The sequence below is a fragment of the Methylobacterium sp. GC_Met_2 genome, assembly GCF_026540795.1.
Taxonomy (GTDB): Bacteria; Pseudomonadota; Alphaproteobacteria; order Rhizobiales; family Beijerinckiaceae; genus Methylobacterium.
Genome location: NZ_JALNUM010000107.1, coordinates 1 through 20,443 on the forward strand (window position 1 = coordinate 1; position 20,443 = coordinate 20,443).

Below are 20,443 nucleotides of genomic sequence, written 5' to 3' on the forward strand. Positions count from 1 at the left end.
TCGGGGCCGGTTCGGCCATCGGCTCCTTGGGAGAGAGACGCAGTTCCGCGAGATCGGCGGATGCTGTACCGAAGCCGGCCGGCCGGCGCGGCGGCAGTGGAACCTCCACGGCCTCGACCTGCGCCGTCTGCGCCGCCGGGGCTGCGGCGGCCGGCTCGACGGACAGGCTGGCGAATTGGATCATGCCCGTAAGGGCCGCCGGACGGCGCGGGGGCAGGGGCACCTCGACCGTCTCGGTCGGCGCCGCAGCCGTAGCGACACTGGGAGCATAGGCCAGGGCCGGGGGCGCGGCGGCCCTGGCGTCCGCGGCACCGCCGCCGAACAGGCTCGCCAGGGCGCTCGCGGAGGCGGCAACCGGGGCCACCACCGAGGCGACCTCGGTCGAGATGCCCTGGCGCTTGGCGGCGTAATAGTAGCCGCGGTTGTAGTACTGGTAAGCTTGACTGATATTGCCCTGGGCGGTGCGGTAGGCCCCCGCCAGGTAGGCCACGCCGTAGCGGAGATTGGTGGCCGGATCGAGGAGCCCCGCGGCATCGCCGGTATAGCCGAGGCTGCGCGCCGTCGCATGCTTGATCTGCATCAGGCCGAGCGCGCTGCCGCCCTTGGCGCGCGGATTGTAATTGCTCTCGCGCTTGACCACCGCGTGCACGAAGCTCGCCGGAACGCCGTTCGCCTTGGCCTGCTGCTCGATCAACGCGTCGATGTTGTCGTGTGCGGCCTGCCCGAAGGCGGCGGCGGGCACGACCGCGATGGCGGCAGCCAGGAGGAGGCGATGCATTCCGAGACCCGGTGCTGTTTCTGTGCTCAAGCTAGGTCGCGGGCAAATGCGGCCGGAAAGCGGCCCCGCTTCGGCAAGCTGTGGGCGGGCGGGGCGCGGAGGCTCCCTGTGGTTCGCAGGACACAGGCGGATTCATTCGCTGGAACGCGGCGCCGATCCCTTGATTTCGGGGGGCGCCCGTACGCGCCCAGCCGATTCCGCGTCTACGCGGGGTGCGCTAAGGAAGAATGAAGCGGTCGACGGCGTGGGCGAACCCGTCCGCATCGTTGCTGTCGGTGACGGCGCTGGCGGCGGCCTTCACGGAATCCTCGGCGTTGCCCATCGCCACCGAGAAGCCGCTGCGCTCGAACATCGGCCGATCGTTCCCCGCATCGCCGAAGGTCGCGATCCGCTCCGGCGGGATACCAAGATGCTGGCTCATCCAGGCGACGAACCGGCCCTTGTCGAGATGGGGCGGTGTGACGTCGAGATAGTAGGGCTGCGAGCGGTGGACGGTCGCCCGGTCGGCGAGCGCCGCCCCGATTCGCGCCGCGCACGCCGCCAGATGAGCATGATCGCGGCTTACCCCGACGATCTTGGCGGCCGCCTCCATGAGCGTGCCGAGATCGGCCACGATCCGGGGCTCCACACCGATCGTGCGGCGCTCCAGGTCGGTATAGGACCCGTGCGGATCGCGCAGGCACCACGCCCCTTGCGCGAACACCCAGACGTCGAGCCCCTCGGCGAGCAGCCGGTCGAGCGCCTCGCGGGCGGCCGGCTCGGGAATTGTCTGCTCCTCAAGGGGCGACAGATCGGGCCGGACCACGCTGGCGCCGTTGAAGGCCCCCAACGGCAGATCGAGGCCGAGTTCGGAGACGAGCCCGCGCAGCCCGACCGGCGGCCGCGCCGAGGCGACGGTGAAGCCGATCCCGGCGGTCCGCAGCCGGCCCACGGCCGCGACCGTGGCGGCGGTGAGGCGCTTGTCGCCGGTCACCAGCGTGCCGTCGACGTCCGAGATCACCAGGGCGATGTGTGCGGCTTTGTCGGATTGCGCTGTCATCGGCTCGCTCCCTGCTGCTCGACCCGGCTGTCCTGCGCGAGACGCGCCACGATGCGCTCCGCGACCACCGCAGGCGGGTCGGCGATCCCGACGATGATGGGGTGCTCGTCTGGGCCCGGCGCTTCCAGCGTGGCGAATTGGCTGTCGAGCAGGAGCGGCGACATGAAATGCCCGTGGCGTGCCGCAAGGCGTCCGGCGATCAGCGCCCTGTCTCCCTCCAGATAGACGATGCGCACCCGGCGGCTCCCGCCGGTCAGGCTGTCCCGGTAGGCCCGGCGCAGGGCCGAGCACACCACCACCGCGGACTCACCAGCCGCAAGCCGCGCCCGGATCCAGGCCGCGATCCGGACCAGCCAGGGGGCGCGGTCGGCGTCGTCGAGGGCGTGCCCGGCATGCATCTTCGCCACGTTCTCCGGGCCGTGAAAGCTGTCGCCGTCGATGAACGTCCACCCCAGCCGCTCGGCGACCAGCGCCGCGACGGTGCTCTTCCCCGACCCCGAGACGCCCATGACCACGAGTACAAGCGCATCGCCAGCCGCCGTCCCAGTTCCGTGCGCGAACATTCCCGCGGACATCATCCGGACTCCATGGCACCGCGGCGTCTCCCCGGACACCGTGCTTCATCAATAGGATCGACGGATCGGATGGAAAGGCCGGGGACAACGCCGCGGCGCCCCGGCAACGCCGGAACTGACGGCCGGACCAAGCGTTCACATCGGGACGTCAGAACATTTCAGGAACAAATTGGCCATGACCCAGTCGACCGCGAAGTCCGCCTCGAAGTCGGACGCCAAGTCCCACGCGTCCGAGGCGAATCCGAAGACCGATCCCAAGGACACCTCCAACCAGATCAAGGATCCGGACCAGTGGACCACCGGCGGCGAGCCGATGACCGGCGCCCAGTCGTCCTACCTCAAGACCCTGTCGGAGGAAGCGAAGGAGCCGGAGGCGTTCGATCCGGACCTCGACAAGGCCGAAGCCTCCAAGCGGATCGATGATCTCCGGCACAAGGCCGGACACGCCTGACCGGTCCGGACGCACCCGGTATACGGGTGCGTCCGTCTGAGGACAATGTGACTTGAACAGTCGAGACGCCCCTGTTTCGAAGACTTCATTAAGACCGCAGCAATCGCCGCAGGGTTAGAAACCGTGACGGGCCGCGCCGCCAAAGGGGGCGGCGGAGCGTGGTGGAAGGGCGGTTTCGACCATGCAGGAGCCGAGTTGCGGCGGCGCCGGGACGGGTGCCGTACAATCCGAGGATGTCGCCCCTGGAAAGATCGGTTGGACTGTCGGCGTGGCGCGTTTCGCCCGCGACGCGCGAGGCTCCACCGCTATCGAGTATGCGCTGATCGGGTCGCTTATCTTCCTCGCTGCGGCCGGAAGCATGCGGATCTACGCCAATCGGATGGGCGGCGTTTACAACCAGATCAATGCCGCGGTCGGACAGACCAACTGAGGGATCTGCGCCGGGATACCCTGGCCCCGACGCTGTGACGCGGCACCAGCCTTCCTCGCGGACATCGGCAACGCTGGCTCAGAAGCCCGCCGGAGGGGGGACGTCTCCAAAAGATGTTCGCGTGGCCTCGGACAGTCCACTAGCGAAACCGTGGCCGCCGACCCGGCGCGCCCTTCGACTTGGACGGCGATCGGGCGGAACCCGGGTCCACGCCAGACCCGGAGCGTTTACGGCCGTGCCTTCGTCCACCCATCTGTCGCACACCCGTTCGCAGGGGATCGACAGGCATCTGTCCCGCACGAATTCCCGGCCTCTGCTGCGCTTGCCCCGAAAAAGCTGTGCTTATCGAGGATGAAACGGCAGACTTGGCCGTCGTGGGCGGAGTGTGGCCTACCCGCTACGGACACCCGGGCCGCCATCGGCTAGGCACGGGCTCGGCAATACCGATGGACAACATCTGGATGCGAACTCTTCCCCTCGCCCTGCTCGCCGCCGCGGCGATGTCGGGCTGCACGTACCTGCCGGCTGCGGGTCCGACGGCGAGCGCGATCCAGGCGGGCTCGGAGGTGGCTACCGCCGATGGCGGCCTGCTGGCCCGCTACGAGATCATCGACGTCAACCCCGCCGTCGTCGAGGCCCTGCGCGGTCGCCCGCTCGACAGCCTGCTCGCCTCCTTCGGCGATCACCGCCCCTCCGCCGAGCCGGTCATCGGCATCGGCGACATGGTCTCGGTCTCGATCTGGGAAGCCGGGTCCGGCGGCCTGTTCTCCGGTCCGCTGGTCGCCGACCGCTTCTCGGCCGGGTCCAAGTCCGCCCTCATCCCCGAGCAGCCGGTCGGGCGCGACGGCGCCATCTCGGTGCCCTACGCCGGCCGCATCAAGGTCGACGGCCGCAGGCCCCAGGATGTCCAGACGCTGATCGAGAGCGAGCTCGCCGGCAAGGCCATCCAGCCGCAGGTGCTCGTGTCGGTCACCCGCCCGATCAGCCAGGCCGTCACCATCACCGGCGAGGGCGCGGCCGGCGCCCGCCTGCCGTTGTCGGGCCACGGGGACCGCATCCTCGACGTCATCGCGGCCGCGGGCGGCAACCGCTCGCCGGTCTCAGAGACCTTCGTGCGGCTCTCGCGCGGGCCGGTGACCGCGACCGTGCCGCTGACCACGGTGGTGTCGAACCCCAAGGAAAACATCTACCTGCGGCCCAACGACGTGCTCACGCTCGTCCGCGACCCGCAGACCTTCATCGCGGTGGGCGCGCTGGGCAACAGCACCGAGTTGCCGTTCCAGGCGGACGGGATCACGCTGGCGCAGGCGCTGGCCAAGGCGCGCGGCCTGTCGGACTTCACCGCCGACCCCGCCGGGACGTTCATCTTCCGGTTCGAGCCGGCCAGCGTGGTGCGGCGGCTCAACCCGGGCTCGAAGCTGCTCGGTACGCCGCTGGTCCCGGTGGTCTACCGGATCGACATGCGCGACCCCAACAGCCTGTTCGTGTCCCAGGCGTTCCGGATGCGCAACCGCGACCTCGTCTACGTCTCGAACGCGCCGTTCGCCGAGCTGTCGAAGGTGCTGACCGCCTTCAGCGGCGTCACCGGTCCGGTCTCGTCCGTCGCCACCGCCTACTACTACGTGAAGTAAGGCCGGGACGACGCGCGACAGGCTGCGGAAAACAATCGCGTTTCTCCGCATCCTCGCGTATGGCCTTCGGGTGCGGTGAGGGCGTGCGTCGCGGATGCCGCACGCTGTCCGCTTGTAGTCGCCGCGCGCAAGGATGCCTAGAAGAGCCCGATGAAGATCGGACGCGTCGTCCCCGCCAGCGGGCTGTTCCAGCCCGCACTGATGTCCCTGAGCCTGTGTGTCGTGCTCCTCCCGGCGGTGCCGGCGAAGGCCGATGTGGTGGTCGGCGTGGCGGTCCCACGCTCGGGGCCCTACGTTGCGGTGGGCGAGCAGGTGCTGCGCGGGGTCGAGGCGGCGGCGCGGGACGCCAACGCCATGGGCGGCCTCGACGGCCAGCCCGTCACCCTCGACGTGCAGGACGATGCCTGCGACTCGAACACCGCGACCGCGGTGGCTAACCACTTCGTGCGCGGGAACGTCCGCCTCGTGGTCGGGCATGTCTGCTCCAACGCCTCGATCGCGGCGTCCGACATCTACGCCCAGAACGGCGTGGTGATGATCACCGCCGCCTCCGTGGCGGCGCGGCTCACCGACCGGGGACTGCCGACCATCTTCCGCGTCTGCGGACGGGATGACGATCAGGCGCGGCTCTCGGCCGCCGTGCTGGCCGAGCGGTTCCGCGACCGGAAGATCGCGCTGATCCAGGATCAGACCCCGGCCTCCCGGGCGCTCGCCGCGGCCACCAAGGACAACCTCAACCGGATCGGCGTCAACGAGGCGCTGTCGCTCTCGTTCTCACCGAGCGACGCCGACGATACCGCCCTGGCCGACCGCCTGAAGGCCGCGGGGATCGACGTGGTCTATTACGGCGGCGACGCCACCGAGATGGGGCGCCTCGTGAAGATCGCCGCCGACCGGGGTTTTCGGCCGCAATGGTTCGGCACCTCGGCCATCGCCTCGCCGGACTTCGGCAAGATCGCCGGGCCTGCGAGCAACGGCGTCCTGATGACCTTCTACCTCGATCCGAGCCGGCAACCGGCCGCGGCCAGCGTGGTAAAGACCTTCAAGGGCGAGGGCGTCGATCCCACCGGATCGACCATCTACGGCTACGCGGCTATGCAGGCGCTGGTGGCGGCCGCCAACTTCGCCCATTCGGTCGAGCCGAAGCCGATCGCGCAGGCGCTGCACACGGAACGGTTCGACCTCGTGCTCGGCACGGTCGGGTTCGACTCCAAGGGCGACGTCACCGCGCAGGGCTACGTGCTGTACGTGTGGAAGGACGGGAGCTTTACGCCGGCGGGCAAGTGAGCGCTCTCGCGCAGATCCGGGCGTCGGGCGGGGCGATGCCGCGTACGGGGAGCTGCCGAAAGTCCGTTTCCGGACGTGCCGACTGGGGACGGCAGCTGCCTGACCGGACGGACCGCGGCCTCACGCCTTCGCGGCGTCCACCTCCGCACCGCGCCCGAGCCCGCGCAGTAATTCGGCGAGGTGGGGCCGCACCCGCAATTGCAGGGCGTGGAGCTGCCGGACCGCCTCGCTGAGCCGTCCCTCCCGGCCGAGTTGCGCGTCCGCGAAACCGATCATCCTTGCATTGGGCCAGGCCGGCTCGCGCAGGGCGTGCAACCGCGCCACCAGGGCGTCGGCCGGCGTCCCGGGCTCGGCCTGCGCGAACAGCATCAGCAGCGCCGCGGTGGAGCGCGACAGGCCGTAATGGCAATGCACCAGCAGATGCGCCGCCCCGTCGAGTTGCCGCCCGAACCCGAGGATCGCCGCGACATCCTCCGGCTCTGGCGGCACGAGCCCGTCGCCGGGGCCGAGGCAGTCGTGGAAATGCAGCGTCGTGCGGGTATGGGCACCGTAAGCCCCGAAGGCCTCGGGCTCCGGCGTGCCGGGGTCGAGGAGCGACAGGACATGGCTGACGCCGCGCGTCCCATGGCCGGCCAGCTCCTCCAGGCCGCAGACGGTATGCAGGGTGACGGAGGGCATGGGTTCCATCTCCGGCGCCTAGCACGGTCGGTCGCCCGATTCGAGCTGCGACGGAACTGCCGCCGCCGCCCGCGGCTTTCGAGAACCGGTGCAGACATGCTAGCTGCGGGCCGGCAAATCCGCGCCGGACGGACATCACACGCTCGGACGAGATCCCGTTGGACGACACGCTTATCGCGCACCCCTCGAAGGCCGGAACGCGGCGCACCCTCCTGGCCGCCGGCCTGGGCGCGGCCGTCGCCGGGCCGCTCGCCGCTCCGGCCCTGGCCGAGGGCGCGCCGGAGCTGCGGTGGCGCCTGTCCTCGGCCTACGCCAAGACCCTCGACATCCTGTTCGGCGCCTCCGAGACGCTCAGCCGGATCGTCGCCGAGGCGACGGACGGTCGTTTCCAGATCCGGGTCCAGGGCCCCGGCGAGCCGGTTCCCGCCGAGGGCCTCTTGGATGCCGTCGCGGCCGGCACCGTCGAGATGGGTCACGGGCCGGCGACGCTGGGCATGGCCAAGGACCCGACCTTCGCGCTCGCGACCGCCGTGCCGTTCGGGCTTAACGCCCGGGGGGCCGCCGCCTGGTGGCTGGCGGGGGGCGCGGCCGAGCTCTTCGCCGAGGTGTTCGCGAAGGCCGGCCTCGTCTGCGTGCCGGGGGGCAACACCGGCGCGCAGATGGGCGGCTGGTTCCGGCGCGAGATCAAGAGCCTCGCCGATCTCCAGGGGCTCAAGTTCCGGATCGACGGCATGGGCGGGCAGGTGCTCGCCAAGTTCGGCGTCCAGCCGCAGACGATTCCGGGTTCCGAGATCTACGCGGCGCTGGAGGCGAAGAAGATCGACGCCGCCGAGTGGATCGGTCCGTACGACGACGAGCGCCTCGGGCTGCAGAAGGTCGCGCCGGTCTATCATTATCCCGGCTTCTGGGAGGGCGGCGCGATGCTGCACTTCTGGTTCAACGCCGAGGCATGGAAGGCGCTGCCGAAGAACTACCAGGCGATCCTGCGGGCCGCCGCCGCCCAGGTCGGCACCGAGGTGCAGGCCAAGTACGACGCGCGCAACCCCCAGGCCCTGCGCCGGCTGGTCGCCGGCGGCGCGCTGCTGCGGCCCTTTCCGCAGGATGTGATGGAAGCCGCCCTCAAGAACGCCAACGACGTCTACGGCGAGATCGCGGCCAAGAACGCCGATTTCCGTCGGGTCTACGAGGCGATGCGCACCTTCCGGAACGAGGAGTATCTCTGGTTCCAGGTCGCGGAATACACCTACGACAACTTCATGATTCGGGCCCGCGCGCGGGGGTAGAGTCTGTTACGGGACGTCTTTGGGCCTCTGGGGATCCCAAAAGGATCATCCCTTTGGCGGGGTCGGGGCAGGGCCCCGAAAATTCCGCAAAGCTTGCGCCGCGTACCCGCAAACGGTCGCGGACCGAGCCCGTTCAAGGTCTTTGGACTGACTGCCAGAATCGCGATTCTTGGGTCTGACGTTTTAAAAATCAACGCCTTTTCCCATCCACCTTGTGGGGAGGGGTACGGCGTGGGGGTGGCTCAGGATCGAGCGGTCCGGCGCCTTCTGCATCACCCCCACCTCCAACGTCTCCCCACACGGCGGAGGAGAGGGCGCCAAGGCAGTGTCAAAGTGACTCCGCAAACACCTCGAAAGGGCGGGTCCCGGACCGTTCGAAACCCTGATCGGATGATCGCTGCTAATGCAGCTTCACCCGCGGCTCGGTGCGGCGGGTGAGGGCGCGCGCCAGGGTGTCGAGGACCGTCTTGGCGGTGCCGTGGAGCGCCTGCTCGTGCATCTTGTAGAGCGAGCGGTACATCATCCGGGCGAACAGCCCGGCGATCAGCATGTTCTTGCCGCGCACGAACCCCATCAGGCTGCCGACGGTCGAGTACTCGCCGAGCGACACCAGCGAGCCGAAATCCTTGTACTTGAAGGGCTTGAGCGGCTTTCCGTCGATCTTGGCCCGGATCTGGCCGATGAGATGGCTCGCCTGCTGGTGGGCCGCCTGCGCGCGCGGCGGCACCGGCGTGTCGGAGCCCGCCTCGACCAGATAGGCGCAGTCGCCCATCGCGAAGATGTCGGGGTCCCGCGTCGTCTGCAGGGTCGGGGCCACCACGAGCTGGTTGGTGCGCGTCGTCTCGAGGCCGCCGATGCCCTGAAGGAACGGCGGCGCCTTCACGCCCGCCGCCCAGACCACCAGCTCCGAGGGGATGAAGGTGCCGTCGGCGAGCTGCACGCCATCCGCCCGCACCTCGGTCACGCGCGCCTTCACGCGGACATCGACGCCGATCTTGTTGAGGAGCTGCATCACCTCGGTCGAGAGCCGTTGCGGCACGGCCGGCAGGATGCGGTCGGCCGCCTCCACCAGGGTGATGCGGATGTCCTTGCCGGGGTCGATCTTGTCGAGCCCCGTGGCGACCACGTGGCGCAGGGTCCTGTGCAGCTCGGCGGCGAGCTCGGTGCCGGTCGCGCCCGCGCCGATCACCGTCACATGGAGCTGCCCGGGCCGGACCGGGCCGGCCTGGGTGTGGGCCCGAAGGGACGCGTTCACGAGGCGCTGGTGGAAGCGCACCGCCTGATCCTGGGTGTCGAGCGCGATGGCGTGCTCGGCGACGCCCGGCGTGCCGAAATCGTTGGTGGTGGAGCCCACCGCCATCACCAGCGTGTCGTAGGGAACCGTGCGCTCGGGCGTGACCTCGCGGCCCTCGGCGTCGTGGCTCGCCGCGAGCTGGATCGTCCGGGCGTCCCGGTCGAGCCCGGTCATGCGCCCGATCCGGTAGCGGAAGCCGTGCATGTGGGCGTGGTGCAGGTAATCGACCGCGTGGTGGCCGATGTCGAGGCTGCCGGCCGCGACCTCGTGGAGCAGCGGCTTCCAGATATGCGTGCGGGCGCGGTCCACCAGCGTGATGTGGGCGCGCTTGCCCTGCCCAAGCTTGTCGCCGAGCTTCGTCACCAGCTGAAGGCCGGCGGCGCCGCCGCCCACCACCACGACGCGATGCAAACCTGACTCGTTCTCGACGGATGCCATCGCCACTCTTTCCGCTCCCGGACCGGGATTAAGACGCCGGCCTGCTTACACGTGCCGAGTGTCCGATTGCCACATCTGCCTGCCAAGATCACGCGCAACGAAGCCACGCGTGACGAAGCCACGCGCGCCCGCGTCGCGCGTCCCGGGTCACGCCTGCGGAGCGCCGGGCTGACGCAGGGGATGGGCCTCGGCCACCGCCGGCAAGGCGAGGCATTCCGCAGCGATCCGCCCGACGGTCGGATAGGCCGCCGTATCCACGCCGAAGATACCGGTCCCGACCCAGAGGCTCACGAGACAAAGATCGGCGTGGCTCACCGCGTCGCCCTGGCAGAACCGGCCGGTTCCGGGCTCGTTGGCGAGGCGCGTCTCCAGGGTCCGCAGGCCGGTCTCGAACGCGTTGCGCAGGAAGTCGAGCATCCGCTCCCGGGGCAGGTCGTAATGCTCCATCAGGAAGGTACGGACCCGCGGCACGTAGAGGGGGTGCGTGTCGCAGGCGACGACCTGCGCCAGCGAGCGCGCCCGCGCCCGCGCCCGGGGCTCCTCGGGCAAGAGGCGCACGCCGCCCTGCGTCTCCTCCAGATAATCCAGGATCGCGAGGGACTGGGTGAGCGGCGGCCCGTCCCCGTCGAACAAGGCCGGGACCGCGCCCTGCGGGTTGATCGCCCGGAATTCCGGCTTGTGCTGGTCGCCCGCATCGAGGTCGATGAAGGTCTCCTCGTAGGCGATGCCCTTGAGCTTGAGGGCGATCCGCACCCGGAAGGCGGCGGCCGAGCGCCAGTTGCCGTACATGTGCATCGGATAGAGTCTCCGGAGGATCGGCAGAGCACAACCGAGTTTGCCTTCCGCCGCAAGGGGGCGCGTGCGACCGCCTGGGGGCGACAAGCCGAAGCGGCGGGCCCATATCGGTCGCCTGTCCCGGAGACCCGATCCATGGCCGACCAGCCCGCCCCGCGCGCCTTCATCCCCCTGTCGATCGCGGTGCTGACCGTGTCGGACACCCGCCGCCCGGAGGACGACCGATCCGGCGACACGCTGGTCGAGCGCCTGACGGAGGCGGGCCACCGCCTCGCGGCCCGGTCCATCGTGCCGGACGAGGTCCCGGCGATCCGAGGCCAGGTCGAGGCATGGCTGCGCGATCCGGGTATCGATGTGGTGCTGACCACGGGCGGCACGGGCTTCACCGGGCGCGACGTGACCCCGGAGGCGCTGGAGCCGCTGTTCGAGAAGCGCATGGACGGCTTTTCCGCCGTCTTCCACCGCATCTCCTACGACAAGATCGGCACCTCGACCCTGCAATCGCGGGCCACCGCCGGGGTTGCGCGGGCGACCTACGTGTTCGTGCTGCCGGGCTCCCCCGGGGCCTGCCGGGATGCTTGGGACGGGATCCTGGCGCAGCAGCTCGACTACCGGCACCGCCCCTGCAACTTCGTGGAGATCATGCCGCGGCTCGACGAGCATCTGAGGCGGGGGGCCAGCATCACGGTGTGAGGCGCGGGAATTTCCCTCTCCCCTATGCGGGAGAGGGTGGCCCCGAAAGGGGTCGGGAGAGGGGAGCGACGGTGCAGGACCAAGTTCTGCCTGTCCCGCCAGCCGCGCCCCCTTCTGAAGCCGGGCTCCCCTCTCCCGACTACTGCTGACGCAGGGGCCACCCTCCCCCGCAAAGGGGGGAGGGAGAGGCGCGTCGTGCTTTGAGCCAGCGCGTCGGCCACTGCGAACGGCGCTACGCCGTGGTCCCCTCCTTGCGGCGCAGGACCGAGTGCTTGCGCCCATAAAAGAAGTAGACGACGAGCCCGATCGCCATCCAGATCACCAGCCGCAGCCACGTATCGAGCGGCAGGCCGGCCATGAGCAGGAGGCAGAACAGGATGCCGAGGATCGGCACCATCGGCACGGCCGGTGCCCGAAACGGGCGCTTCATGTTCCGGTTGGTCCGGCGCAGGTAGATCACCGAGCCGCAGACCAGGATGAAGGCCGCGAGCGTCCCGATGCTGACCATCTCGCCCAGGATGTTGATCGGCACCAAAGCCGCCACCACGGCGACCGCGGCGCCGATCAGCGCCTGGCTGCGATAGGGCGTCTGGTAGGTCGGATGGACGTGGGCGAACATCTTCGGCAGCAGGCCGTCCTGCGCCATGGTGAAGAAGATCCGGCTCTGGCCGTAGAGCAGCACGAGGATCACGGTGGTCAGGCCGGTGAGCGCCCCGAGCTTGATCAGGATGGCGAACCAGCCGATGCCGATCACGTCGACGCCCTTGGCGATCGGATCGGGGACGTTCAGATCCTTGTAGGGAACCAGCCCGGTGAGCACGGCCGCCACCAGAACGTACAGGATGGTGCAGACGACGAGCGAGCCCAGAATGCCGATCGGCATGTCCTTCTGGGGCTTGCGCGCCTCCTGGGCCGCGGTGGAGACCGCGTCGAAGCCGATGAAGGCGAAGAACACCACGCCCGCGCCGCGCAGGATGCCGCTGTAGCCGTAATGCCCGAAGGTGCCGTCGTTCTCCGGGATCAGCGGGGTCCAGTGCGCCGTGTCCACATGGCCCCAGCCCAGCGCGATGAAGGCCACCACGACGGTCAGCTTCACCGCCACCATGACGTTGTTGAAGCGGGCCGATTCCTTGGTGCCGCGCATCAGCAGAAGCGTGATCAGCGCCACGATCAGCACCGCCGGCAGGTTGAACAGGGCGGTGCCCCCGCCGTCGATCGGCGTGCCGGGCGCGTGCGCGAACTGCGCCGGGATCGCGATCCCGACATCCTTCAGGATGCTGGTGACGTAGCCCGACCAGCCCACCGCCACGGTGGCCGCCCCCATGGCGTATTCCAAAATGAGATCCCAGCCGATCAGCCACGCGAAGAATTCGCCCAGCGTCGCGTAGGTGTAGGTGTAGCTCGACCCCGCCACCGGGATCAGCGCCGCCATCTCGGAGTAGCACAGGCCGACGAACGCGCAGGCGATGCCGCCGAGCACGAAGGACAGCATGATCCCCGGACCGGCATATTGCGCGGCAGCCGTGCCGGTCAGCACGAAGATGCCGGCGCCGATGATGGCGCCGATGCCCATCGCGGTGATCGACAGCGCGCCGAGCGACTTCGAGAGTTGCTGCTCGCCCTCGCCGCTTTCGATGATGTCGTCGACGGATTTCCGCCCCATCAGGCCCGACGCATCCATCGCAACATCCTCCCAGGGCGCAGCGGGCAGGCGGTCCCTCCCGCACCGGGAGATGCCGCAAATCCTTTGCCATTGACTGAGAGTTGTAGAGGCGGATCAACGGACAACAACGTGGCGGTATGCAATATCCTCCCGCTTATGCCCGATCGATACGGGCAATCAGCGGCCGAACCTTGAGACGCGCGGTGAAGACCGGTCCGCTCCGCAGCGCCTCGCGCCGGACCACATCGCCCGCCCTGGCTCTGCGGGCGCCTGTCAGGATCTCGGCCCGGCCGACCAGGCGCGCACGCCAGCCGGCGGCCGGGCGGTGCAGGCGGCCGAGGCCGGTCTCCGGGCGGGCGGTGCCGACGAAGCGGTCGAGGGTCCGAATCCAGCCCTCGGCGGGGACATCCCCGGCCTCGAGGCACAGGATCCAGTCCCGACGCGCCAATGCGGCGCCCGCCGTGTAGGGGCTGTCGCCGGCGTGGACGACCAAGACCGCGCCAGTCGCCTCGGCGACGGCCGCCACGGCGTCGCTGGCGCGACCCGTCACGATCACCGCATCGCCGATCAGGCCACCGGCGACGCCGGAGACGAGCACGCCGAGCGTGTCGGCCAAGCGATCGATCGCGTCCGGATGGGCCGGGTTGGCCAGGTAGGTCACCGCAGAGAGCATGAGCGCGCGCATAGACGATTTTGCGCTGCCGTAAACCATTCCTGCGTCGCCGGAAGGTCGGGGTGTTACCAAGAAACGCACAGATGTGGGGGTTGCCCGAAAAACAGGCGTTCCCCAGCGCGATGTTCTCTCTATGTTTCACGTGAAACAGAGGGCGTCATCATGGCGGACAACGTCTTGGGTTCGCGGGGCGGGTCGAGACCAGCGGGTGTGCAGCGGCTCGCCGCCAGCACGCCCCCTGAGGCCGGGCGGCGCGGGCGCGGGTCCACGTCCAACCCCACCGGCCGTTTCGAAGCGGCGCAGCGCGAGGTGTTTCACGACCCCGACTGGACGGCCGACGATCCCGCTCCCCTCCGTACGCAGGTGACGCCGGAACGATCCGCCCGGATCATCGCCCGCAACACTTCGCCCGACATACCGTTCGATCGCTCGATCAATCCGTATCGCGGATGCGAGCACGGCTGCATCTACTGCTATGCGCGGCCGACCCATGCCTTCCTGGGACTGTCGCCGGGGCTCGATTTCGAATCGCGGATCTTTGCCAAGCCGGACGCCGCCCGGCTGCTCCGGCGCGAACTCGCGGCGCCGGGATACCGCCCGGACACGATCGCGCTGGGCACGGCCACCGATCCCTACCAGCCGGCCGAGCGCACCCACCGCATCACCCGGGCTGTGCTGGAGGTTCTGCGGGACACCCGGCATCCGGTCGGCATCACCACGAAATCCGACCTCGTCCTGCGCGATCTCGACCTCCTGGCCGAGATGGCTGCCGACAACCTCGCCCTCGTTGCGATCTCGCTGCCGACCCTCGATCCGGCCCTCGCCCGACGGCTCGATCCCCGGGCGCCCCGGCCCGAGAAGCGTCTCGCCGCGATGGCGCGCCTGAGCGAAGCGGGGGTGCCCGTGATGGTCAACGTCTCCCCGATCATCCCGGGGCTGACCGACCACGAGATCGAGTCCATCCTCGCCCGCGCCCGGGAGCACGGCGCGAGCCGGATCGGCCATGCCCTGCTGCGACTCCCGGGCGAAGTCGCCGACCTAGTGGCCGATTGGTTCACCGAGCACTATCCGGAGCGACAGGCCCGCGCCTTCGCGCTGCTCCGGCAGGCCCGGGGTGGCCGCGAGAACGATCCCCGTTTCGGTCATCGCTTCCGCGGCGAGGGTGCCTACGCGGCGATGATCGGCCAGCGCGTCCGGCTCTCCGGGACACGGCTCGGCTACGCATTCGGCCGGATGGGACTGAACCGGGAAGTCTTTCGCAAGCCGGGGGCGCAGCTGAATTTGTTTTAAGCGCCCGTTCAACCCGTTCGGGAAAACCCCGGTTTCGAAAGGTCGAGACCTCGCGCGGGTTCAGGGCGGAGCCCTGGGAAGCACGTCAGGGTGCCGGATCGAACCCACGGGTGAAACTCAGCCGATGGTGCGGGCTTCGGCCGAGGCTGGTCAGGCCGGCCCGGTGGAGAGCGGTCCCGTAGCCGACATTACGCTCCCAGCCGTAGCCGGGGTGGCGCAGGGCGAGGCGCCGCATCAGCGTGTCGCGAAACACCTTGGCGACGATCGCGGCGGCGGCGATCTGCGGCACCAGCCGGTCCCCGCCGACCACCGCCCGGCTGGGCAGTCCGGGCAGCGCGTCGCGGCCATCGACCAGGACCGGCGCCGCGATGCCCAGTCGGTCCACTGCGCGCGCCATGGCGTCGAGGGTCGCGGCGCGGATGTTGACGCGGTCGATCAGCGCCCGGGAGCCGGCCGAAACGGCGACGCGGGCGTGCGCGCGGATCAAGGGGGCGAGCTGCTCACGCTCGGGCTCGGGGAGGCGCTTGCTGTCGTCGAGGGCGGCGAGCAAGTCGGGCGGGAGCGCCGCTGGATCGAACCAGACCGCCGCGACCACGACTGGGCCGCACAGGGCACCGCGGCCAACCTCATCGCAGCCGATCGCCACCGGATAGGCTGCGGCGCGGGACGGATCGAACGGGCGCGCCATCGCCCTCTTCCGTGGGATCGCGAACGTCACGGTTTCAAAAGGTTTCCGACCTTTTGCAGGTGCAGGGCAGCCTCCTGCCACCGGGCTTTGCCCTGCCGAGCCACCAAAGGGCAAGCCCCTTGAAAACCCGTTCAGGCGGCGTCCCGGGCAAGGCGCTCGCCGCCATGGGCTTCGATGATGTTGCCGAAGAACTGGCGCGCGCTCACCTCCCAACCCCGGCGCAGGGCCTCGGCCCTGCACTCGGCCCGGGACAGGTCGAGGGCGGCGAGGGCGGCGACCCGCAGGTCCTGATCGAGAATGCCCACCCGCGTGCCCCCGATCACGTCGTTCGGGCCCGGCACCGGGAAGGCCGCCACCGGCAGGCCGCAGGCCAGCGCCTCCAGCAGCACGATCCCGAACGTGTCGGTCAGGCTCGGGAACACGAACACGTCGCAGGCCGCGTAGATCGCCGAGAGCGCCGACCCCGTCCGGGTCCCGAGGAACCGGGCCGCCGGCGCCAGGCTCTGGAGTCGCCCCCGGTCCGGCCCGTCACCGACCACGATCTTGGTGCCCGGCAGATCGAGATTCAGGAAGGCCGCGATGTTCTTCTCCACCGCCAGCCGGCCGACATAGAGGAACAGCGGTCGCGGCAGATCGGCGAGTTCCTCGGGCGGCGGTGCGCCGGGCTTGGCGGGGCGGAACCGCTCGGTGTCGACCCCGCGCGTCCAGCGCATCATGTGGGTGAAGCCCCGGGCCTCCAACTCGCTCTGGAGCGAGGCCGTGCTGACCATCGTGCCGCGGGCGGCCCCGTGGAAGCGGCGCAGATAAGCGTAGGACCACGCCTCCGGCACGGGCAGGCGGGCGGCGAGGTATTCCGGGAAGCGCGTGTGATAGCTCGTGGTGAACGGCAGGCCGTGCGACAGGCAGTGCCGCCGCGCCGCGTATCCCACCGGACCCTCGGTCGCGATGTGGACATGGGTCGGCCGCTCCGCCCGCCAGCGCGCCGCCACCCGCTCCCGTCCCGCATAGGCGAGGCGGATCTCCGGGTAGCCCGGCATCGGCAGCGAGGGGAAATCCGCCGCCGTCAGCATCGTGGTCGCGAAGCCGTGCTCTGGGGCCCGGCGGACCATCTGCTCCAGGGAGCGCACCACGCCGTTGACCTGCGGATGCCACGCATCGCTGGCGATCAGGAGCTTCACGGTCGAGCCCTCACGCCACCGCGCGCCGGCCCGGGACCGCCTGCGGCACGGTCTCGGCCGCGCGGGCACGCAGCAGGCTCGGATAGTGCAGCACCTCCATGCGGCCGTCGTAATGCTCCACCAGCCCGGTGCAGGATTCGACCCAATCGCCGGTGTTGAGGTAGCGCAACTCGCCGATCGGCCGATCGGCCGCGTGGTGGATGTGGCCGCAGATCACCCCGTCGGCGCCCTGTCGGCGCGCCTCCTCGGCCAGGATCGTCTCGAACCGGCCGATGAAGCTCACGGCGTTCTTCACCCGCAGCTTCGCCCAGGCCGAGAGCGACCAGTAGGACAGTCCGACCCGGCGGCGCATCTTGTTGAGCAGCGTGTTGAGGGACAGCGCCAGCGTGTAGGCCCCGTCGCCGAGATGGGCGAGCCAGGGCGAGTGGCGCACCACCATGTCGAACTGGTCGCCGTGGATCACGAGGTAGCGCTTCCCGTCGGCGGCCTCGTGAATCGCGGTCTCGGAGACTTCGATGCCGCCGAAATTCATGCCGACGTAGTCGCGCAGGAATTCGTCGTGGTTGCCCGGCAGGTAGACGACCTTGGCGCCCTTGCGGACCTTGCGCAGCAGCTTCTGGACGACGTCGTTGTGCTCCTGCGGCCAGTACCAGCCGGAGCGCAGCTGCCAGCCGTCCACGATATCCCCGACGAGGTAGATCGTGTCGGCGTCGTAATCCCGCAGGAATGACAGCAGCAGACCAGCTTGGCAGCCGCGCGTCCCGAGATGCAGATCGGACAGGAACAGCGTCCGGACCCGGACCGGCATCTCCTCACCCTCGGCCACGGCTTCGTCTCCCGGCGGCTGAATACGGCCGGGATCCAGAGCGCGATCCCATCTCAGTTTGATGACGCGCCGAGGGCGGTATCCTGCGAGCCTGGGTGCGTTGCGGCGTAGCTTCTCAATCGGAGATTAGTATCGCTGCGGCGCACAAAAAATTTTTTTGGCAAGTTCCGGAAGTTTTTCCGGTTTTCCTTTCACGCTACACCGCCTCATAATGCCAGATAACCGGCGGCTCGGTACGAGCGCGGCCGGGCATGACAGGAAGGCGGCGAGGACGGCCCTGGGGCCGTCGGGCGGGACGGCATTTCGGAGGCGACCGGCGCGCGGGGGCGCGCCGCGACGCGAGCGGCACGAGGCCGCCTGCCGCTCCGCTGCGCCCCCCACCCACGGCAGAGGATGGCGTTCGAGGCGGCGTGGCGCGAGCCGCGCCCGCCGGCGCCGGACCGACTCCCGAGGACGTTTGGACAACCCGTCGCAGGCTCGGCCTGCGCGCAATCGACTATTCGGAGGAAACATCATGGCCGCAACCCGGCGCCCCGGTCGCAACCATCTCTTCATCCCCGGCCCGACCAACATCCCGGACCGGGTGCTGCGCGCCATGCACGTGCCGTCCGAGGATCACCGCTCGCCGAGCTTTCCCGAGCTGGTGAAGCCGCTCCTGCAGGACTCCAAGATGGTGTTCGGCTCGACCGCCGGAACGGTGATCCTGTTCCCGTCCTCGGGCACCGGCATCTGGGAATCGGCCCTGTCCAACACGCTCTGCCGCGGCGACACGGTGCTGACCTCGCGCTACGGCCAGTTCAGCCACCTCTGGGTCGACATGGCTCAGCGCCTCGGCCTCGACGTGGTCGTCCAGGAGGAGGAGTGGGGCACCGGCGCCGATCCGCAGAAGATCGAGGAGGCCCTGCGCGCCGACAAGGACCATAAGATCAAGGCCGTCATGGTCGTCCACAACGAGACCGCCACGGGCGTCACCAGCGATATCGGTGCGGTCCGCAAGGCGATCGACGCCGCCGGCCACCCGACGCTGCTGTTCGTGGACGGCATCTCGTCGATCGGCTCGCTGCCGTTCTACATGGACGACTGGAAGGTCGACTGCGCCATCGCGGGCTCGCAGAAGGGCTTCATGCTGCCGGCCGGCCTCGGCCTGATCTGCATCAGCCCGAAGGCGCTCAAGATCGCCGAGGGCGGCACCGGCCGCAACGACCGGCTCGGCCACGCCTACTTCGCCTGGAAGGACCAGCTCGCCGCCAACGCGACCGGCTACTTCCCCTACACCCCCGTCCTGCCGCTGCTCTACGGCCTGCGCGAGGCTCTGCAGGTCGTGAAGGAGGAGGGGCTGGAGAACGTCTACCACCGCCACCACGTGCTCGCCGAGGCGACCCGCCAGGCGGTTGCGGCCTGGGGCCTCAAGCCCTGCGCCAAGGAGCCGAAGTGGAACTCCGACACGGTCACGGCGATCGTGGTCCCGGAGGGCGCCGACGCCGCCAAGGTGATCACCCACGCCTACGAGCGCTACAACCTCTCGCTGGGCGCTGGCCTGTCGAAAGTTGCCGGCAAGGTGTTCCGCATCGGCCACCTCGGCGACCTGAACGAGCTGTCGCTGCTGGGCGCCATCGCGGGCGCCGAGATGGCCATGATCGATTGCGGCATCAAGGTCACGCCGGGCTCGGGCGTCGCCGCCGCCTCCAGCTATCTGCGCGAGAATCCGCTGCATAAGGCGTAAGCCGCGCACGCGATCGGGGCGGGACCGGGTTGCCGGGCCCGCCCCGACGCGCAAGTAAGAACAAGACTATCGAGGAAACTACCCGTCGTCCGAGAGGGGTCCTATGACCAAGAAGATCGTGTTCCTGGATCGTGAATCCCTCGATGCCAGGGTCCGACCGTTCAACTTCCCGCACGAATACGTCGAGCACGACTCGACCTGGACGCCGGAGGAGATCGTCTCCCGCCTTCAGGGCGCGGAGATCGCATTGATCAACAAGGTGCCGATGCGGGCCGAGACGCTGAAGCAGCTCCCCGATCTCAAGCTGATCGCGGTGGCGGCCACCGGCACCGACGTGGTCGACAAGGCCCAGGCCAAAGCGCAGGGGATCACGGTCGTCAACATCCGCAACTACGCGTTCAACACCGTGCCGGAGCACGTGGTCGGGTTGATGTTCGCTCTGCGCCGGGCGATCGTACCCTATGCCAACTCGGTGCGGCGGGGTGATTGGGCGAAGTCCAAGCAGTTCTGCTACTTCGATTATCCAATCTACGACATCGCCGGCTCGACCCTCGGCATCGTGGGCTACGGGGCGCTCGGCAAGTCGATCGCCAAGCGGGCCGAAGCGCTCGGCATGAAGGTTCTGGCCTTCGACGTGTTCCCGCAGGACGGGCTCGTGGACTTCGAGACGATCCTGACCCAATCCGACGTGATCACGCTGCACGTCCCGCTGACCCCCGACACCAAGGGGATGATCGGCGCGGCCGAGCTTAAGCGCATGAAGAAGAGCGCCATCCTGATCAACACGGCCCGGGGCGGGCTGGTCGACGAGGCGGCTTTGCTCGAAGCGCTCAAGGACGGCACGATTGCGGGCGCGGGCTTCGACGTGGTGGCGCAGGAGCCGCCCAAGGACGGCAACATCCTGTGCGAGGCCGACCTGCCGAACCTGATCGTCACCCCGCACGTGGCCTGGGCCAGCAAAGAGGCGATGCAGATCCTGGCCGATCAGCTCGTCGACAACGTCGAGGCGTTCGTGGCGGGCAAGCCGCAG

The 20,443-nt window shown here is 69.4% G+C and carries 20 protein-coding genes; 9 read left to right on the top strand and 11 right to left on the bottom strand.

Annotation, left to right across the window (positions count from 1 at the left end; translation table 11 throughout):
- From OXS49_RS26195 to OXS49_RS26205, 3 genes are all read right to left on the bottom strand, one after another.
- Positions 1–778 (bottom strand): transglycosylase SLT domain-containing protein (locus tag OXS49_RS26195; RefSeq protein ID WP_267427604.1); only part of this gene is annotated, 778 nt, incomplete at its 3' end.
- 217 nt (positions 779–995) lie between these two features.
- A complete protein-coding gene (locus OXS49_RS26200) occupies positions 996–1,817 on the bottom strand; it encodes a Cof-type HAD-IIB family hydrolase (RefSeq protein ID WP_267427605.1) in 822 nt (273 codons plus the stop codon).
- Positions 1,814–2,395, bottom strand: a complete 582-nt coding sequence (locus tag OXS49_RS26205; RefSeq protein WP_267427607.1) for a gluconokinase — start codon at positions 2,393–2,395, stop codon at positions 1,814–1,816. Before OXS49_RS26205 ends, OXS49_RS26200 begins: the two co-directional genes overlap by 4 nt.
- A gap of 172 nt (positions 2,396–2,567) precedes the next feature.
- Between OXS49_RS26205 and OXS49_RS26210 the strand changes: the two genes are divergently transcribed.
- The 4 genes from OXS49_RS26210 (at position 2,568) to OXS49_RS26225 (ending at position 6,191) form a co-directional block, all read left to right on the top strand.
- On the top strand, positions 2,568–2,843 hold the full coding sequence (locus OXS49_RS26210; protein ID WP_243918922.1) for a DUF3072 domain-containing protein: 276 nt from the start codon (positions 2,568–2,570) through the stop codon (positions 2,841–2,843).
- Positions 2,844–3,024: 181 nt separating this feature from the next.
- The gene (locus OXS49_RS26215; RefSeq protein WP_267427609.1) at positions 3,025–3,273 is read left to right on the top strand and encodes a hypothetical protein; all 249 of its coding nucleotides are present in this window, start codon (positions 3,025–3,027) and stop codon (positions 3,271–3,273) included.
- A gap of 461 nt (positions 3,274–3,734) precedes the next feature.
- Complete coding sequence (locus OXS49_RS26220; protein WP_267427611.1) at positions 3,735–4,904, top strand: polysaccharide biosynthesis/export family protein; 1,170 nt, start codon at positions 3,735–3,737, stop codon at positions 4,902–4,904.
- 150 nt (positions 4,905–5,054) lie between these two features.
- Entirely contained in the window at positions 5,055–6,191 is a 1,137-nt protein-coding gene (locus OXS49_RS26225) for a branched-chain amino acid ABC transporter substrate-binding protein (RefSeq protein ID WP_267427613.1), read from the top strand.
- 120 nt (positions 6,192–6,311) lie between these two features.
- On the opposite strand, the gene OXS49_RS26230 is transcribed toward OXS49_RS26225, so the two are convergent.
- Positions 6,312–6,878 (bottom strand): protein-tyrosine-phosphatase, encoded by a 567-nt coding sequence (locus OXS49_RS26230; protein ID WP_244003561.1) that lies wholly within the window; start codon positions 6,876–6,878, stop codon positions 6,312–6,314.
- Between the two features lie 143 nt (positions 6,879–7,021).
- On the opposite strand from OXS49_RS26230, the gene dctP reads away from it, so the two are divergent.
- Positions 7,022–8,152: a TRAP transporter substrate-binding protein DctP gene (gene dctP, locus OXS49_RS26235; RefSeq protein WP_244003589.1), complete on the top strand. Its 1,131-nt coding sequence runs from the start codon at positions 7,022–7,024 to the stop codon at positions 8,150–8,152.
- 400 nt (positions 8,153–8,552) lie between these two features.
- On the opposite strand, the gene OXS49_RS26240 is transcribed toward dctP, so the two are convergent.
- Together OXS49_RS26240 and maiA are read right to left on the bottom strand one after the other, a co-directional pair.
- The gene (locus OXS49_RS26240) at positions 8,553–9,884 is read right to left on the bottom strand and encodes an NAD(P)/FAD-dependent oxidoreductase (RefSeq protein ID WP_244003563.1); all 1,332 of its coding nucleotides are present in this window, start codon (positions 9,882–9,884) and stop codon (positions 8,553–8,555) included.
- Between the two features lie 147 nt (positions 9,885–10,031).
- Positions 10,032–10,679 (bottom strand): maleylacetoacetate isomerase, encoded by a 648-nt coding sequence (maiA, locus tag OXS49_RS26245; RefSeq protein WP_267427619.1) that lies wholly within the window; start codon positions 10,677–10,679, stop codon positions 10,032–10,034.
- A gap of 135 nt (positions 10,680–10,814) precedes the next feature.
- Between maiA and moaB the strand changes: the two genes are divergently transcribed.
- Entirely contained in the window at positions 10,815–11,372 is a 558-nt protein-coding gene (gene moaB / locus OXS49_RS26250; protein WP_244003567.1) for a molybdenum cofactor biosynthesis protein B, read from the top strand.
- Between the two features lie 232 nt (positions 11,373–11,604).
- On the opposite strand, the gene OXS49_RS26255 is transcribed toward moaB, so the two are convergent.
- Both OXS49_RS26255 and OXS49_RS26260 read right to left on the bottom strand, forming a co-directional pair.
- Positions 11,605–13,053 (bottom strand): amino acid permease, encoded by a 1,449-nt coding sequence (locus OXS49_RS26255; RefSeq protein WP_267427621.1) that lies wholly within the window; start codon positions 13,051–13,053, stop codon positions 11,605–11,607.
- Between the two features lie 136 nt (positions 13,054–13,189).
- A complete protein-coding gene (locus tag OXS49_RS26260; protein ID WP_267427623.1) occupies positions 13,190–13,720 on the bottom strand; it encodes a hypothetical protein in 531 nt (176 codons plus the stop codon).
- Between the two features lie 150 nt (positions 13,721–13,870).
- On the opposite strand from OXS49_RS26260, the gene OXS49_RS26265 reads away from it, so the two are divergent.
- Positions 13,871–14,998: a PA0069 family radical SAM protein gene (locus OXS49_RS26265; protein WP_267427624.1), complete on the top strand. Its 1,128-nt coding sequence runs from the start codon at positions 13,871–13,873 to the stop codon at positions 14,996–14,998.
- Positions 14,999–15,083: 85 nt separating this feature from the next.
- On the opposite strand, the gene OXS49_RS26270 is transcribed toward OXS49_RS26265, so the two are convergent.
- The 3 genes from OXS49_RS26270 to OXS49_RS26280 all read right to left on the bottom strand — a co-directional run bounded on the left by OXS49_RS26270 (position 15,084) and on the right by OXS49_RS26280 (position 17,690).
- Entirely contained in the window at positions 15,084–15,686 is a 603-nt protein-coding gene (locus tag OXS49_RS26270; RefSeq protein WP_267427625.1) for a ribonuclease HII, read from the bottom strand.
- A gap of 131 nt (positions 15,687–15,817) precedes the next feature.
- Positions 15,818–16,864: a glycosyltransferase family 1 protein gene (locus OXS49_RS26275; protein ID WP_267427626.1), complete on the bottom strand. Its 1,047-nt coding sequence runs from the start codon at positions 16,862–16,864 to the stop codon at positions 15,818–15,820.
- A gap of 10 nt (positions 16,865–16,874) precedes the next feature.
- Positions 16,875–17,690 carry a UDP-2,3-diacylglucosamine diphosphatase gene (locus OXS49_RS26280; protein WP_244003578.1) on the bottom strand — a complete coding sequence of 272 codons (816 nt, stop codon included), beginning with the start codon at positions 17,688–17,690 and terminating at the stop codon, positions 16,875–16,877.
- Between the two features lie 514 nt (positions 17,691–18,204).
- Between OXS49_RS26280 and OXS49_RS26285 the strand changes: the two genes are divergently transcribed.
- The gene (locus OXS49_RS26285; RefSeq protein WP_244003580.1) at positions 18,205–19,413 is read left to right on the top strand and encodes an aminotransferase class V-fold PLP-dependent enzyme; all 1,209 of its coding nucleotides are present in this window, start codon (positions 18,205–18,207) and stop codon (positions 19,411–19,413) included.
- A gap of 103 nt (positions 19,414–19,516) precedes the next feature.
- The coding region (locus OXS49_RS26290) for a D-2-hydroxyacid dehydrogenase (protein ID WP_267427629.1) at positions 19,517–20,443 on the top strand (927 nt) is incomplete at its 3' end.

Bases quoted from the DNA above. Each gene is read 5' to 3' on its own strand.
- OXS49_RS26265 (WP_267427624.1), top strand. From the start codon at position 13,871: ATGGCGGACAACGTCTTGGGTTCGCGGGGCGGGTCGAGACCAGCGGGT.
- OXS49_RS26255 (WP_267427621.1), bottom strand. From the start codon at position 13,053: ATGGATGCGTCGGGCCTGATGGGGCGGAAATCCGTCGACGACATCATC.
- OXS49_RS26240 (WP_244003563.1), bottom strand. From the start codon at position 9,884: ATGGCATCCGTCGAGAACGAGTCAGGTTTGCATCGCGTCGTGGTGGTG.
- OXS49_RS26270 (WP_267427625.1), bottom strand. From the start codon at position 15,686: ATGGCGCGCCCGTTCGATCCGTCCCGCGCCGCAGCCTATCCGGTGGCG.
- OXS49_RS26215 (WP_267427609.1), top strand. From the start codon at position 3,025: ATGCAGGAGCCGAGTTGCGGCGGCGCCGGGACGGGTGCCGTACAATCC.
- OXS49_RS26210 (WP_243918922.1), top strand. From the start codon at position 2,568: ATGACCCAGTCGACCGCGAAGTCCGCCTCGAAGTCGGACGCCAAGTCC.
- OXS49_RS26260 (WP_267427623.1), bottom strand. From the start codon at position 13,720: ATGCGCGCGCTCATGCTCTCTGCGGTGACCTACCTGGCCAACCCGGCC.
- OXS49_RS26225 (WP_267427613.1), top strand. From the start codon at position 5,055: ATGAAGATCGGACGCGTCGTCCCCGCCAGCGGGCTGTTCCAGCCCGCA.
- moaB (WP_244003567.1), top strand. From the start codon at position 10,815: ATGGCCGACCAGCCCGCCCCGCGCGCCTTCATCCCCCTGTCGATCGCG.
- OXS49_RS26205 (WP_267427607.1), bottom strand. From the start codon at position 2,395: ATGATGTCCGCGGGAATGTTCGCGCACGGAACTGGGACGGCGGCTGGC.
- maiA (WP_267427619.1), bottom strand. From the start codon at position 10,679: ATGCACATGTACGGCAACTGGCGCTCGGCCGCCGCCTTCCGGGTGCGG.
- OXS49_RS26200 (WP_267427605.1), bottom strand. From the start codon at position 1,817: ATGACAGCGCAATCCGACAAAGCCGCACACATCGCCCTGGTGATCTCG.
- OXS49_RS26230 (WP_244003561.1), bottom strand. From the start codon at position 6,878: ATGGAACCCATGCCCTCCGTCACCCTGCATACCGTCTGCGGCCTGGAG.
- OXS49_RS26285 (WP_244003580.1), top strand. From the start codon at position 18,205: ATGGCCGCAACCCGGCGCCCCGGTCGCAACCATCTCTTCATCCCCGGC.
- OXS49_RS26220 (WP_267427611.1), top strand. From the start codon at position 3,735: ATGCGAACTCTTCCCCTCGCCCTGCTCGCCGCCGCGGCGATGTCGGGC.